This is a genomic window from Bacillus sp. FJAT-22090 (assembly GCF_001278755.1).
Classification (GTDB): domain Bacteria; phylum Bacillota; class Bacilli; order Bacillales_A; family Planococcaceae; genus Psychrobacillus.
Genome location: NZ_CP012601.1, coordinates 1050695 through 1064629 on the forward strand (window position 1 = coordinate 1050695; position 13935 = coordinate 1064629).

Here is a 13935-nt window from a genome sequence, read left to right on the forward strand (position 1 = left end):
TAAATAAAGATTGCGAAAGATTTTTGAATATGGGCATCCTCAAAAACGTAGACAAAGTCCACTTTTTAGGGTTATAGTTATATTAAAATTAAATGTGGACAAAGTCAACTAAAGGAGAATATATGGATAAAGATATTATTTATGATATCAGACAATTCAACAGATTTTATACAAAGTTACTAAGTTTATTTAATAACCAAATTTTAGATACAGATTATTCATTAATCGAAGCACGAGTACTATTTGAAATTAGCGAAAGAACCGAATGTATTGCCAATAATCTCGTTCAAGAACTGAATATTGATAGAAGCTATATGAGCAGAATTTTACGTAAATTAGAGAGAGAAGAATTAATAGAGAAAAAAAGCTCAATAATCGACAGTAGAAAAAACTTTCTTTATTTGACCAAAAAAGGAGAGGAACTGCTGGATAAAATTAATATTCAGTCAGATGAACAAATAAATCAATTGTTTAATGGACTAACTGATAGTGAGATTAATGAAATTCGTATTTCGATGATGATAATAAAAGAAAAATTAGATAAAAATAAGTAATGAAAATTCGGAAGAGCATTTTTGGAGGCGATGTTCAATCAGTTTATCTTGGTATAAGTGTAAACTAAACTAACCTAGTAAACATAAATTTGAGGTGAATCTTGACAAGTGTGAAATGTTACACTTAAACAAACGAAGCAGGTTAGTTGAAAAAGAAGACAATTAATTTTCTTTTTCGCAGAATAATTAAATTATAATTTATACTCTTAATATGAAAGTGAGTGAGACTTTTGAGATTAGTTTTTGATTTAGATGGAACAGTTTGTTTTAAAGGACAACCAATATCTAACAGGATACTTCTTTCATTATCACAGTTAAGGGAAGCGGGTATTGAAGTCATTTTCGCATCTGCTAGACCTATTCGAGATATGCTACCTGTTATAGACGAAGCGTTTCATCATTACACTATGATTGGGGGAAATGGCTCTTTAATATCAAAAGGAGGAAAAGTAATCAAATCCAATTCGTTTTCAACAGATGAAATTAACGAAATAAAGAGTCTTATTAAACAATATAATGCTACTTATCTAATAGATGGTGAGTGGGACTATGCTTATACAGGGTCAGATACACACCCTATACTTCAAAATTTAGACCCTGCAAAATTAGCTAAAATGGTTAGTTTAGAGTCTCTTGATTCAGTAGTTAAAGTTCTGTTTCTTACCTCAAATAATATGGATGAATTAGCAGAAAAACTTTCAAAACTTAATGTATATGTAAATAAACATAGTAACGAGAATGTACTTGATATCAGCCCAAGTGGGATAAATAAATGGAGTGCATTAAAGACTCTTGGGATAAAAGAAAATACATATATTGCTTTTGGGAACGATGCGAATGATATATCAATGTTTGAAAAAGCATTCCATACAGTGATGATTGGCTATCACGAACAATTAGCTCCTTTTGCAAAAGAAACTATTTCATTGAGTGGGGATTACGAACAGGAAATCGTAGAAAAAATACTCACTCTTTCAAAAGAATATAGATCAATCCACGTATAGTTCTAATTTCACTAACGAGTGCTTTAGTTGAATAAGACCATCGTTTCGATGGTCTATTTTTTTATCCAAAACATCAAGTAGATCTCAGAAATCCATTGTGAAATGTTAAACTTAAGCTGACGATCAGTTTTGTTGAATAAAGATATAGGATGGCTGGAGGAAAAGTACCATTAAGGTGGTTGATAAAGTGGAAACAAATGCTTTATTTTATAAGATTCAAAAGAGAACTATTTCGACTGAGGATTATGTATATTGGTCGCACAACTTATTAGAAAACGATGTGTCATCACCTTCCGTAAATATAATTTCTTCATTTTCATTTGACGAAAATATTTTCGACGTGGAAGTTTATTTTAAAAGAGCTTTAAATGAGTTGGGAATACAGAAACCAACCTTTGAGATATGTGCTAGAGCCTATATAGGTCATTTAGCAATAAAAATAATAAAGGAAAATAGCCATTCCGTGACATTTGATTTTGCTTATAGGATTTTTCGGATTGTAGCTTCGGATTTACATTATCCAGATGATTTGATTGAGTGGTATGAAATAAGTGAAATGATTGATGAACTACGATATGGTGATATACCTTTAGAGTTTAATGAAGATGAAGTAGTATCAAGGATTAAAAATGGGGCAAATATCTTTTAAGGGTTAGATATTTAGTATTTATTCTTCAACTAACAGGTGCTTTAGTAAAAGAACATGGGTTGCTTAGGCAACTCTTTTTTCTTATTGAACTAACGGGGCAGGTTAGTTTAACAAGAAAATGGAAAATTTATTTAAAAATGGAACCTCGATTCGTTTCAAACGTATTCAAGTAAAGACGGAGGTTAGTTTAGTGTAAAGTTGGACTGAAATAGAAAGGGGTTAAAATATGCAAAAGTGTAACAACTGTAACCATCCATTAAAATGGGGTAAAATCTACAATTCGGTAATGTGGTTCTACAAATCTATTCAATGTGAAAAGTGTGGTACTGATTATAAAATATCTTTTCCTTCAAGGTTGATAGGGGTTTTTCTTACTTTACCAATACCAATTTTCGGATTGATTTTGTCACCCTTTGATAATGATTTTGTAAATATTTTGATAGGTATTTGTATTAGTTTTACTGGCTCATTACTTATACCATTTCTAGTGAAATATAAAAACGTTATTACATAAAATATGTAGATTGTGATGATTTACACTTCAACTAACGGGTGCTTTAGTTAAAGATCATGGGGTTGCTTAGGTAGCTCTTTTTCTTTTTCAACTAAAGCGGCAGTTTAGTTGAAGAAGATAAGAAAGTAAAAAAGGGGAATTTAATATGAAAAAATGGAGCAAGGTTATACCGATACTAATTGTAATCATTGTGTTATTTATTATTAGTGGATATAGGTTTACTGCATTAAGTGCTGCCAAAGGAAACTCAATCCTATCAAAAGATGCTGAGTTAGTGGAGGAATATGATATAGGTAAATCTACTATATTTTTATTTAAGAGTAATAACGAAGAGATATTTCAAACAGTATTATCCGAGAAGTTTGGATTACTACATCGAAGCAGTGTATCTACCAATGTACCTTTCAATGCAGATGAAATTCAAACTGTAGGTGGTTTTAGCTTCACAGGGAAAAATGATGCAGCCACATTATTAAGTGTCATATCTAATGATAATGAAGTTGTTTATATAGAGGCTGGTGTAGACCCTTATATTGAAAGAAAAGTAATTAAAAAAGGTGAGCGAATCTCTTTCTTATTTTCATTTAGCAAACAATTGGACTCACTAAATGCAACTGCATTTAATAAAGAGGGGAAAGCACTTTATTATTACGGTCTTCCCAAAAACGTAAATCAGGTTCATATTCCCGAAGATTTAAAGTGGTATAAAATCGTTGATTAAAGTTTTTAAGTGATATGGGCTTCAGTGAAGACTGTAGAGTGGATAAGAGGTCTCTTTTACTAAAGCTCTGTGTGAAAAGATTGGGGATATGAGAATATAGGGATGTTGTATTATCTTGTTCAACTAACGCGGCAGGTTAGTTTAATAAGTAATGTTTCAAGAACGAGGAGGTAATTAATTGAAAATCACTAAGAACAATGGTTTTGATTTTCTCATAGTAAAAGAAGAAGAAATATACGATTATCAACGATTAGCTGGCTCGTATGCAGTAATCAAGTGTGATGACAAATATCTTTTATGTTATAACACTTGGAGAAAACAATGGGAATTGCCAGCGGGACAAAGAGAGGAGAATGAAACGTCAAAGAATTGTGCAATCAGAGAACTTTACGAGGAAACTAGTCAAATCGTTTCAGATTTAGAATTTAAGGGTTTATTAAAAGTGAAAAACCTCTCAAATGATGAAGTGAAATATAATCCTGTCTATTTTACTACTCTTGAAGAACTCCAACCATTTCAAAAAAATAATGAGACATCTGAAATAAAATTGTGGAATTTAAAAGAACAGGTTGGATATATAGATGAGGTAGACATTAAAATATTTGATTATATAAAATAAAATTTTGCTGTGGTCCTTATTGCACTAACGGGTGCTTTAGTTGAACAAGTGGCTGCCTGAAAGGGTAGCTTTTTCTTATTGAACTAATGCAGCAGTTTAGTTTAATAAGGCGTATGTTAAAATACAGAAAAATACTAGGGAATGATTTGAGTGGCACGATTAAAAATTGGTGATGTTTTTGAGATAGTTACATCAAATGGAATAGGGTTATTTCAATATGTTCATAAAGACGAAACCATAGGTGAGTTAATCCGAATATTACCCTACTTATTTGAGGAGGGTTATGTTATAGAAGATGAATTACTGAAAAAGAAAGAATTATATCTTATTCATTTCCCTTTAGGAACAGCTCTAAATCAAAAGTTAGTAACTAAAAAGGGTAGTTATCCAATCCCACAAGATTTTAAATTACCTAAAAAATTTAGAAGTGAATATATGGTAAATGGTGAATTGATCTGTTGGCATATCATTGATTATGACACTTGGAAAAGAGAAACAGTCGAAAGAATGACTGAGGAACAAAAGCAACTATCACCTTGGAGAATTTGGAATGACACCTTACTTAAACAGAGATTAGCTGAAGGATGGACATTAGATAGATGAATATAATTTATTAAACTAACGGGTGCTTTACTTCAAGAAGGGGTAAAGCCTTTTTTCTTATTGAACTAACGCAGCAGTTTAGTTAAGAAGGAATCGCTATAAATTTTGTTGTTGAAATAGATCGTGCCATTTACTTTAACAAAGGAGGATTTACAATGAAATTGGAAAAAGCGAAAGTTCTTGTACTTGGAACTTTTCATATGTCTGAACATGAAGGTTTAAATTCTGAAAGAAGGCAAACTGAAATTGAGGAATTAGTATCTAAACTATCAAGCTTTAAACCAACGAAGATTGCAGTTGAAATGGTACCAGAGGATTGTGAATATTGTAATGAGAAATATAAACAATATAAATTAGGTACACACAAACTAGAAATGAATGAAATATTTCAAGTAGGCTTTCGTTTAGGTTTAAAGATGGGGCATGAACAGATTTATCCAACTATTGGATGGGTGAGTCAGACATGGATTATGGAGAAGTTGAAAGTTGGGCAAAAGAAAATCAACCAGAACTTTTAAATGAAATATATGAGGGTTTTGTGTTCCCTGAATTGTCGGAAGATAAAAGTATAATAGATTACTATAAAGAATTAAATGCCCCCACTTTACTTAACAAGTTGCATAAAATGTATGTAAATTTAGCACGTATCGGTGATTTTAATAATTATGTTGGTATGAACTGGCTAAGTTGGTGGTATAAAAGAAATTTGATTATGTTTGCTAATTTAACTCGTCTAATTGATTCGGAAGAGGAACGAGTTTTATTTATAGTAGGTGGCTCGCATTCAAGTATAGTTAATAAATTTCTTGAAGAGAGTGAGATTTGTGAGATTGTCCAACCACTAACTTATCTATCCTGAAAGGGTGCTTTGCTTTAGATGGATATTCCGCAAAAAGGGCGTGCTTGTTTAATATGCGTCTCTTTTTCTTCTTCAACTAACGGGTGCTTTAGTTAAACAAGACCATCTTTCCGATGGTCTATTTTTTTATCCAAAACATCAAGTAGATCTCAGAAATCCATTGTGAAATGGTACACTTAAACTAACGGGGCAGGTTAGTATAACAAGCAAAAGTTATACAATAATAAAATAGGTCTTGTTTTCAAGGAGGTAAAACATGGATTACATTTTACCCAAAGAAGAGGTGTTAAAAGTGAAACGGTGGCCTAAAGATACCATAGCGGCGGGGCGTCGTCATACCGTTGGGCTTAAATCTGACGGCACGGTGATGGCTGTGGGTGATAATAAATATGGCCAATGTGATATAAGCGGCTGGCGCGATATTGTGGCGGTCGTGGCTGGTAATGTTCATATGGCAACGAACACGGGTAATGCTCATACAATCGGTCTTAAATCTGACGGCACGGTGGCGGCTGTGGGTTGGAATAAGCATTACCAATGCGACGTAAACGACTGGCGTGATATTATAGCGGTTGCGGCAGGTTGGCGTCGTACCATTGGGCTTAAATCGGATGGCACGGTAGTAGCAGTGGGCCGAAATAATGAAGTTGAATGCAATGTAAACGGCTGGCATGATATTGTTGCGGTCGCGGCGGGTGACTGGCATACCATCGGGCTTAAATTGGACGGTACGGTGACGGCTGTTGGTAATAATCGGTATCGCCAATGCAATGTAAGTGGTTGGTGCGATATTGTGGCGGTCGCGGCGGGTTATCTTCATACAATCGGTCTTAAATCTGACGGCACGGTGATGGCTGTGGGTTTGAATAAAAATGACCAATGCGATGTAAGCGGCTGGCGCGGTATTGTGGCGATAGCGGTAGGTAGTAATCATACCATCGGCCTTAAATCGGACGGTACTGTGGCGGCAGTGGGGTGGAATGAGTATGGCCAATGTAATGTAAGTGATTGGCGCGATATTGTGGCAATTGCGGCGGGTTGTGCCCATACCGTCGGGCTTAAATCGGACGGCACAGTGGTTGCTGTGGGTGATAATGAATATGGCCAATGCGATATAAGCGGCTGGCGAGGCATCCAACTGCCCAACAATTAGTTTTCGGGTAAAAAGGATACAGTTCCTGCAACTAATAAATCCAAAAAAGGATTAAACAAAAAAGGTAAAATTTCTTCTTCAGCTAACGGATGCTTTACTTCAAGAAAGAGTAAAGCCTTTTCCTTATTCAAAAAGCAGCAGTATAGTAGATTTGTGGGATGTAAACGCAAAGTTATTAAAAAAAAGATATGTTAGCAATTGACTAACGGGTGCTTTAGTTAAAGTACATGGGTTGCTTAGGCAACTCTTTTTTCTTATTGAACTAACGCAGCGGTTTAGTTTAATACGCCCCAAGACCTAGCTTAAAATAATTCTTAGGTTCATTACTAGGAATTCCCCCACACAGTAAAGTGGAATCAAGAAGAAAGAAAGCTACAGGAGTGGTGAAAATAATGAAAACCAAAATAAAGTTTAGATTTTGGACTGTTTTAAGGAATATTTTATTAGCTATAGTTGCAGCACTTGTTATTTGGTTCATTTTCAGTAACGTAATGACTACATATGAACAAAAAAAATATCCAGCAATAGGGAAATTAGTCGAAGTAGATGGTAAGAGTATGCACGTCTATACAAAGGGTGAAGGGGATAATACAATAGTTTTATTAAGTGGCCTTGGAACCGCAGCGCCAGCACTGGATTTTGAGCCTTTGATAAATGAATTGGCAAAGAATAATAAGGTAGTAGTGGTAGAGTCGTTCGGATATGGGTGGAGCGATATAACCAACAAGGCACGAACAGTGGAGAACATAGTAGAGGAAACAAGGACTGCTCTTAAAAAATTAAACATAAGCGGCCCATATATATTGATGCCTCATTCAATTTCCGGAATCTATAGTATGTATTATGCTAATAGATATCCCGAAGAAGTTAAAGCAATCATAGGAATAGATTCTACCCTACCACAGGCATTGGAATATTTCGGTGAAACTGTTCCTACTATGCCTAAATATTTGAGTTATGTGGCACCAACTGGAATTGCAAGATTAGCATTATACTTAACTCCAGATAATTTTCTACCTATTTCTGAGAAAGGCACTTATACGGAAGAAAATCTAAGAATGACAAAAGCTATCTCCTCTTGGAAAGGCTACAACAAAAATGTAGTTAATGAAGCGAACGAGATAAATAATAACATTGATAAAACAATAGATATGACATTCCCGCATGATCTACCTGTTATGATCTTTACTACGAAAGAAGAAAATGTAAATGGAGATGGTAAATCAAATATAAATTTTTATAAAGCACAAATACAAAATATAGATGTTAATAATCTAGTAACTATAGAAGGACACCATTATTTACATTGGACTCATTATATGGAAATGAGCGAACACGTTGATGAATTCACAGAAAGATTTAAGTGATTGAATTAAATGATGGGAAAGCACTATTGTTCTTCAACTAACGGGTACTATAGTTAAACATGACCATCAATTCGATGGTCTATTTTTATGTCCAAAACTCAAGAAGATTTCTGCTATACATTGTGAAATGTTACACTTAAACTACCGGTGCAGGTTAGTTCAAAAAGGTGTGATAAAATATTCCATGTAAATTAGGAGTGAAAAAATGATATCTAAATTAAAAAAACTTGTTAGTTATTTTATATTTAAGATTGGACTGAAATCAAAACAAAGTTCTGTGGGATGGACAACCTTTGCTCCAATAAGAATCGTACCCGAATATACAAATATAGATTTAGAGAAAAAACAAGTCACAGGGGTAGTAAAATATAATGGTAAAGCATATTTAACTGTAATTGTGGATGTTCAAAATAATAAAACAAAGATAAAAGGAAATCTAAGAAGGATTGATGAATTAACAAAACCTTTTAAAAAAGGTAACTACATTGAAATAATTAAATCTGAAGCTAAATTTTTAATAGAAAATGGAATAACAAATCCAAAAGAATATTACTCTAATCGTTAACTTCTTATTCAACTAAAGGGTGCTTTAGTTAAACATGACCATCATTTCGATGGTCTATTTTTATGTCCAAAACATCAATTTGATATTTGTGATCAATTGTGAAATGTTACACTTAAACTAACGCAGCAGGTTAATTGAACAAGGACTTTATTGGCTTACGTTGAATATACAAAAAGACTAGAGGAAAGCTAATGTAAATAATGAGCTGTTAAATCTTCTTCAACTAACAAGGCAGGTTAGTTGGAAAAAGAAACTGATAAACAGTCTCTGTAATGTCAGCTGTATTTCTATTATTCTTTTTAAATTTAATAAGGAAGTGACAGCAAATGCCCTCAAATGGCACGGTTCAAGATCACTGAACCAAACAGAAGGTATGGATTATTTTATCTTTGGCTATTCCCGCAATAATCGAAAATATATTGCAGACTGTGGTTGGTTTCGTGGATACACTTTTTATTGCTCGGTTAGGATTAAATGAAGTTACAGCTGTTGGTATTGCAAACACTATTTTTGCCGTTTATATAGCTATCTTTATGGCAATTGGTGCAGGGTGAATTTTACTTGTTTTCCCCTTCGAAAACTGAAATAGCTTTTTGAAAGAAAAGTGGTGAACCATTTACATCTTGTTCACCACTCTTAAATCTTATTACGATAAATTTAATCTAGTTTGTAAAGTATGAACGGAAATTGGGGTGTTTAATACTCAGTAATTAATTCCAAGCAGTGAGTTACCTCGATGTTGTTTTATATCTTAATCGAAAGATTGATATGTATGTAAGGCAATAACCTAAAATTGTTGTCTTACTTTGAAATTAGAATGGGCAAACCACGAGTAAAACCAAGAAGTTTATGTACAATCAAAGCAATAGAACTGTACAGAAACATACTTACATATTTTTTATCTTTGTTGTTTCTTTTTTTTTTATTATAAAAGGTACGAACTGGACCAACAACCATGAGAACAATTAAGAGAAAAAAATAACTTTTTCTGTTACTTCCATCACTAGAAAAGGTCTAATAGCATTATTAATGGAAGTGTTTCAATAAAAGATCTACCAAATTCCCAAAACGAACCCTCATATGAAATAGTAGCTATATGTTTGTAATGAATATAGACACAGACATAGACTCAGACACAGATAGAATTTATACATCCTCATATTAAACTAACGGCTGTTTTAGTTAAACAAGACCATCATTTTGATGGTCTATTTTTAAGTCTAGAATATCAAGTAGATTTAGGCGTTCCATTGTGAAATGTTACACATCAACTAACACAGCAAGTTAAAAAACTCTCTCTTTTACAAGAGGGAGTTTTTTCTTTTAGTTTTGAATTAGAAGAGGGGAATGAAATTAGAATTTTTAGATACATATAACCAGACAAATAAGATTGAAGCATTCCGAGCTACTTAAGCAATGTAAGTATCTCTTTTATTGCATTATCAACAAATGATCGTTTTGGACGAGATTTCATTATTACGGTAAGTCCAATTAACGATACGATTAGCGCCTGTGCTAAGGCTTTCGCGTTTACATCGGTCTCAAGTTCACCTGATTGTATACCTCGTTCAATGGTTTCTTGAAATATGATTGAAAGGTACATTTGATGTTCCCTTGTAAGAATTTCAAATTTCTCATCATGAGGCGCTAGTTCGACCATCGTATTGATGCAAAAGCATCCTCTACTGGGACTTTCCGTGTATTCCTCAGCAACCACTTCTTCAAAAAAAGTGCAAAATGCTTCCTTTACTGATGAAAAGTTTTGAAGTCTGGTTCGCATATCAGAAGCACTGGACATCGTATATTTGCGTAGAGCGGCTTCGAACAATTCTTTTTTACCCCCAAAGGCAGAGTAAATACTGGGTCGTTGAATTCCCATTCTGGAAGTTAAATCACTTAATGAGGTTGCTTCATATCCCTTCTCCCAAAATAGTTGCATAGCTGCATCTAATACTTTTTCTTCGTCAAATTCGCGGGTTCGTCCCATAGTCAAAACCTCTCGTTACTTTTGTTTTTTGTTTAATTATATTTATCATAAGAAACTGCCAATTGTCTTCATTTACGTACTGAACAGTATAATATAAATATACATTTTCCTCTTTTTATTGTCAAATGTAGACTAGTTAATCCTAACAAGAGATTTCCATAAACAAAGTCGTTATTACCCATAATGTAATTTAATCGTTGACAGAATAAGTTTCTGTAAGTTATATTTACCAAGCAATATAACATACTGTTTGGTACGTTATATTTCTCTGTATCTAAAATTAATGGGAAAAAAGGGGTGTACAGAGTGGAGGAAATTAAAGAAAAAATAGCAGTCAATGCTGAGATAAAGGCGAATTCGACTCAGGGAGCATTTATCTCATCTGATTCAATCCGTGTCTCTTCTATCTCTCTTAATGTGTCATTATTATTTGCAGTTGCCTGTGGGATGTCAGTAGCAAATATCTACTTCGCACAGCCGCTACTTGATCAGTTGTCGAGTGAGTTTGGTATTGACTATTCCATCATAGGAATTGTTATTACCATCACTCAAATCTTTTATGGATTAGGATTGCTACTGCTAGTGCCACTTGGTGACTTGCTGAACCAGCGCCTATTGATTATCGGTCAGATGTTATTATCCATAATAGTTTTGGTTATAGTTGGAACTGCTTCCACCAGCACGATACTATTTGCAGGAATGGCTTTAGTGGGACTTCTTGCGGTCGTAACTCAGACTCTTGTGGCGTTCGCAGCATCTATGGCTGCTCCTGCAGAACGAGGGCGTGTGGTTGGTATTGTAACAAGCGGAATTGTAGTCGGCATACTTCTTGCGAGGTCCTTTGCAGGAATATTAACGGATGTTGCGGGGTGGCGTTCCGTATATCTAGTCTCTGCTGCACTAATGCTTTTTATGGTTTGTATGTTTTTTAGGGTATTGCCCAATATTGAACGAGAGGTAAAGTCACTGTCCTATCCTCAATTGCTTAGATCGGTGTTTATATTGTTTAAACAAGAACGGATCTTACGCATCCGCTCTGTTCTTGCCCTACTGATTTTTGCTGATTTCAGCATTTTGTGGACTTCACTAGTACTCCCTCTTAGCACACCGCCATTATCTCTTTCACACAGCGCAATTGGTGCACTTGGTCTTGTGGGAGTAGCAGGAGCTTTAGCTGCAGCTCGCGCGGGGAAGCTTGCTGATCTGGGTTACGGACAGAGAACAACGGGCATTTCTTTGTTCTTATTGTTGATTTCATGGTTATTCATCAGCTATACAGAGCAATCGCTATTCGCATTAGTTATAGGTATTGTACTGCTTGACTTGGCTGTGCAAGCCATACATGTTACTAATCAAACGATGATACTTCCTTTGCGACTGGAGGCACGTAGTCGGCTTACTGCAGGGTACATGGTGTTTTATTCTATCGGAAGTGCTAGCGGATCAATTGCTTCTACTCAAATGTATGCGCACTACGGGTGGGAAGGAGTATGCTTGCTTGGGGCGTCTGTTAGTACTTTAGCTCTTCTATTTTGGGCAATGACAAGGAACCTAAAGTTTCCGCATTAAAGTATGCATATGTTTTAACCTATCTCAGATACCATCATGAATCTGAGATACATAGCAACCAGTCTAGAGGAAATCAATTCTAGTACAGAATCTCTATTCGTTTATCAGCTTCAAACGAAGACCATGCATTTGACGGTAACAGCATTGAAATAAATATGGAGGTGTTCAAATGACACCAGAACAAATAATTAGAAAATTTTTTGAAGAAGTACGATCAGGAAAAAATCCAGACTACTCAAATCAATTAATGTCCGAACAAGTATTGGCTCATCAAATTGTATCCGAGGAAGAACAAACAGTTTTAAGGACGCCTAAAGATTATGCTGAACACGTAAGAGAAATGATTGAAGCCTATGGTAATTATTCTTTAGAAATTCAAGAATTATTGGTACAAGGACATAAAGTATATGTCCGTTGGAGACAAGTAGGTGCACACGTAGGAGTAGTCGATGGATATCAACCTACAGGACTTACAATAACTCAAATGACAAGTGCAGTATATAAGATAGAAGATGGAAAAATTTCCGAGTATTGGATTCAAATTGATAGGTCAGGGGTTCAAAAACAATTAGAGTACAATAAACATATTAAATAGTTATTTAATATTCTAAAGTGTTAGGATAATAAACTTTTCTTGAACTAACAGGTGCTTTAGTACAAAACCAAGGGGCTGTTAAACAGCTCTTTTTTCTTGTTCCACTAACGGGGTAGTTTAGTTGAATAAGCGATGTGAAGATAGGGATAAAAAGGGGATGTGAAGATGCCAATATTTCCAGAAGAAAACGACTTTCTTTCGTTATTCGAATCGGAACCAATGTTATTAGATACAACTACAAAAGACTTGCCATTTTATTATAATGAAGCAACCTACCGATTCTCCAATGGACAGGAAGACTTTGTTATTAAGCTTTGTCCCTCTTATGGTGAAGTTAAAATACAAGTATCTATGCATAGTTCAAATAGATTGTTATCACTTTTAGAGCTGAAACGGGTTGAAAAACTTGAAATTACATCAGATAAGAAAGAACGGACAAGTGTGCTACTAACAATTGATAATGAGGATTCTCAACAAATGATTGAACTTGATTTTAAGCCTTATTTTAAACAGATTTTTAAAGAACATCTTACTTAATAAGTTTAATTTCTTATTAAGCTAACGGGTGCTTTAGTTGAAGATCATGAGTTGCATCAGCAACTCATTTTCTTATTGAACTAACTGTGCAGGTTAGTTCAATAAGCAGGTATATTTGGTATCATATCGAAGTAGTTAATATAAGGGAGTGAGTAGAAAATCATAAAGGGTGAATATGGTGACCAAGAATAAAAAGATTTTAGTCAGTTTAGTATTCTGCTGCTTAGTTATATTAGTTTTAGCCGGATGTGAAAAGACTTTGATTTACGAAGGCAGAAAGTCTGATTGGAAAGTTGTTTACACAATCAGCCATGATGAAAAGAAAATAAGGCGGCAAGTAGTTGAAATTCAGTCTGTTGGGGGAGAACCAAAAAGTGATGTAACCTTCAAAGCAGAATTTCCTAGTTCATCATGCGAAAACAATTTTACACTAGATAATAAAAGGTATAAACAAATTTTTCCAGGTTGTTTAGATGTGCCGCGACCTGACAATAAAGATGATTCTTTCCGAGTTTTCATAACTTGGGGTGGCCAAGAGGAAAAAATTGATTTAGAGAGAAAATAAAGAGATAGCTCGAGAATTGTTCAAAGGCGATTTTCTTTTTCACAAATGAATTATTCAACTAAAGGGTGCTTTAC

17 protein-coding genes and 1 pseudogene are annotated in these 13935 nt (G+C 34.4%); 17 read left to right on the plus strand and 1 reads right to left on the minus strand.

Translation table 11 applies throughout. The features are described 5' to 3' along the window. Positions 1-122: 122 nt before the first annotated feature. The 13 genes and pseudogenes from AM499_RS05530 to AM499_RS21230 all read left to right on the plus strand — a co-directional run. On the plus strand, positions 123-554 hold the full coding sequence (locus AM499_RS05530; protein WP_053589262.1) for a MarR family winged helix-turn-helix transcriptional regulator: 432 nt from the start codon (positions 123-125) through the stop codon (positions 552-554). Positions 555-784: 230 nt separating this feature from the next. Next, positions 785-1558 (plus strand): HAD-IIB family hydrolase, encoded by a 774-nt coding sequence (locus tag AM499_RS05535; RefSeq protein ID WP_053589263.1) that lies wholly within the window; start codon positions 785-787, stop codon positions 1556-1558. Positions 1559-1745: 187 nt separating this feature from the next. Further along, positions 1746-2207 carry a hypothetical protein gene (locus AM499_RS05540; protein WP_053589264.1) on the plus strand — a complete coding sequence of 154 codons (462 nt, stop codon included), beginning with the start codon at positions 1746-1748 and terminating at the stop codon, positions 2205-2207. 226 nt (positions 2208-2433) lie between these two features. Next, positions 2434-2721: a TIGR04104 family putative zinc finger protein gene (locus tag AM499_RS22355; protein WP_053589265.1), complete on the plus strand. Its 288-nt coding sequence runs from the start codon at positions 2434-2436 to the stop codon at positions 2719-2721. A gap of 145 nt (positions 2722-2866) precedes the next feature. Continuing rightward, the gene (locus AM499_RS05550; protein ID WP_053589266.1) at positions 2867-3442 is read left to right on the plus strand and encodes a hypothetical protein; all 576 of its coding nucleotides are present in this window, start codon (positions 2867-2869) and stop codon (positions 3440-3442) included. 178 nt (positions 3443-3620) lie between these two features. Continuing rightward, a complete protein-coding gene (locus AM499_RS05555; RefSeq protein ID WP_053589267.1) occupies positions 3621-4061 on the plus strand; it encodes an NUDIX domain-containing protein in 441 nt (146 codons plus the stop codon). A gap of 150 nt (positions 4062-4211) precedes the next feature. Further along, the gene (locus tag AM499_RS05560) at positions 4212-4664 is read left to right on the plus strand and encodes a hypothetical protein (RefSeq protein ID WP_053589268.1); all 453 of its coding nucleotides are present in this window, start codon (positions 4212-4214) and stop codon (positions 4662-4664) included. Between the two features lie 155 nt (positions 4665-4819). Beyond that, entirely contained in the window at positions 4820-5182 is a 363-nt protein-coding gene (locus AM499_RS22215; protein ID WP_269432404.1) for a DUF5694 domain-containing protein, read from the plus strand. Next, on the plus strand, positions 5128-5523 hold the full coding sequence (locus AM499_RS05565; protein WP_269432405.1) for a DUF5694 domain-containing protein: 396 nt from the start codon (positions 5128-5130) through the stop codon (positions 5521-5523). Before AM499_RS22215 ends, AM499_RS05565 begins: the two co-directional genes overlap by 55 nt. A gap of 256 nt (positions 5524-5779) precedes the next feature. Next, complete coding sequence (locus tag AM499_RS05570; RefSeq protein WP_053589269.1) at positions 5780-6676, plus strand: RCC1 domain-containing protein; 897 nt, start codon at positions 5780-5782, stop codon at positions 6674-6676. Between the two features lie 392 nt (positions 6677-7068). After that, positions 7069-8043, plus strand: a complete 975-nt coding sequence (locus tag AM499_RS05575) for an alpha/beta fold hydrolase (protein ID WP_156316759.1) — start codon at positions 7069-7071, stop codon at positions 8041-8043. A 205-nt stretch (positions 8044-8248) separates the two neighbouring features. Further along, positions 8249-8608, plus strand: coding sequence for a hypothetical protein (locus tag AM499_RS05580; RefSeq protein ID WP_053589270.1), 360 nt, complete (start codon positions 8249-8251; stop codon positions 8606-8608). A gap of 377 nt (positions 8609-8985) precedes the next feature. Further along, positions 8986-9159: pseudogene (locus AM499_RS21230) on the plus strand (MATE family efflux transporter); the annotation flags it as partial. An 854-nt stretch (positions 9160-10013) separates the two neighbouring features. Here the strand turns inward: AM499_RS21230 and AM499_RS05590 are convergent. Further along, on the minus strand, positions 10014-10595 hold the full coding sequence (locus tag AM499_RS05590) for a TetR/AcrR family transcriptional regulator (RefSeq protein WP_053589271.1): 582 nt from the start codon (positions 10593-10595) through the stop codon (positions 10014-10016). 375 nt (positions 10596-10970) lie between these two features. On the opposite strand from AM499_RS05590, the gene AM499_RS05595 reads away from it, so the two are divergent. From AM499_RS05595 to AM499_RS05610, 4 genes are all read left to right on the plus strand, one after another. After that, complete coding sequence (locus AM499_RS05595) at positions 10971-12164, plus strand: MFS transporter (protein WP_442853788.1); 1194 nt, start codon at positions 10971-10973, stop codon at positions 12162-12164. Between the two features lie 169 nt (positions 12165-12333). Next, positions 12334-12759, plus strand: coding sequence for an ester cyclase (locus AM499_RS05600; protein WP_053589272.1), 426 nt, complete (start codon positions 12334-12336; stop codon positions 12757-12759). 165 nt (positions 12760-12924) lie between these two features. Further along, a complete protein-coding gene (locus AM499_RS05605; RefSeq protein ID WP_053589273.1) occupies positions 12925-13296 on the plus strand; it encodes a hypothetical protein in 372 nt (123 codons plus the stop codon). 178 nt (positions 13297-13474) lie between these two features. Then, positions 13475-13861 (plus strand): hypothetical protein, encoded by a 387-nt coding sequence (locus AM499_RS05610; protein ID WP_053589274.1) that lies wholly within the window; start codon positions 13475-13477, stop codon positions 13859-13861. The last annotated feature ends 74 nt before the right edge of the window (positions 13862-13935 follow it).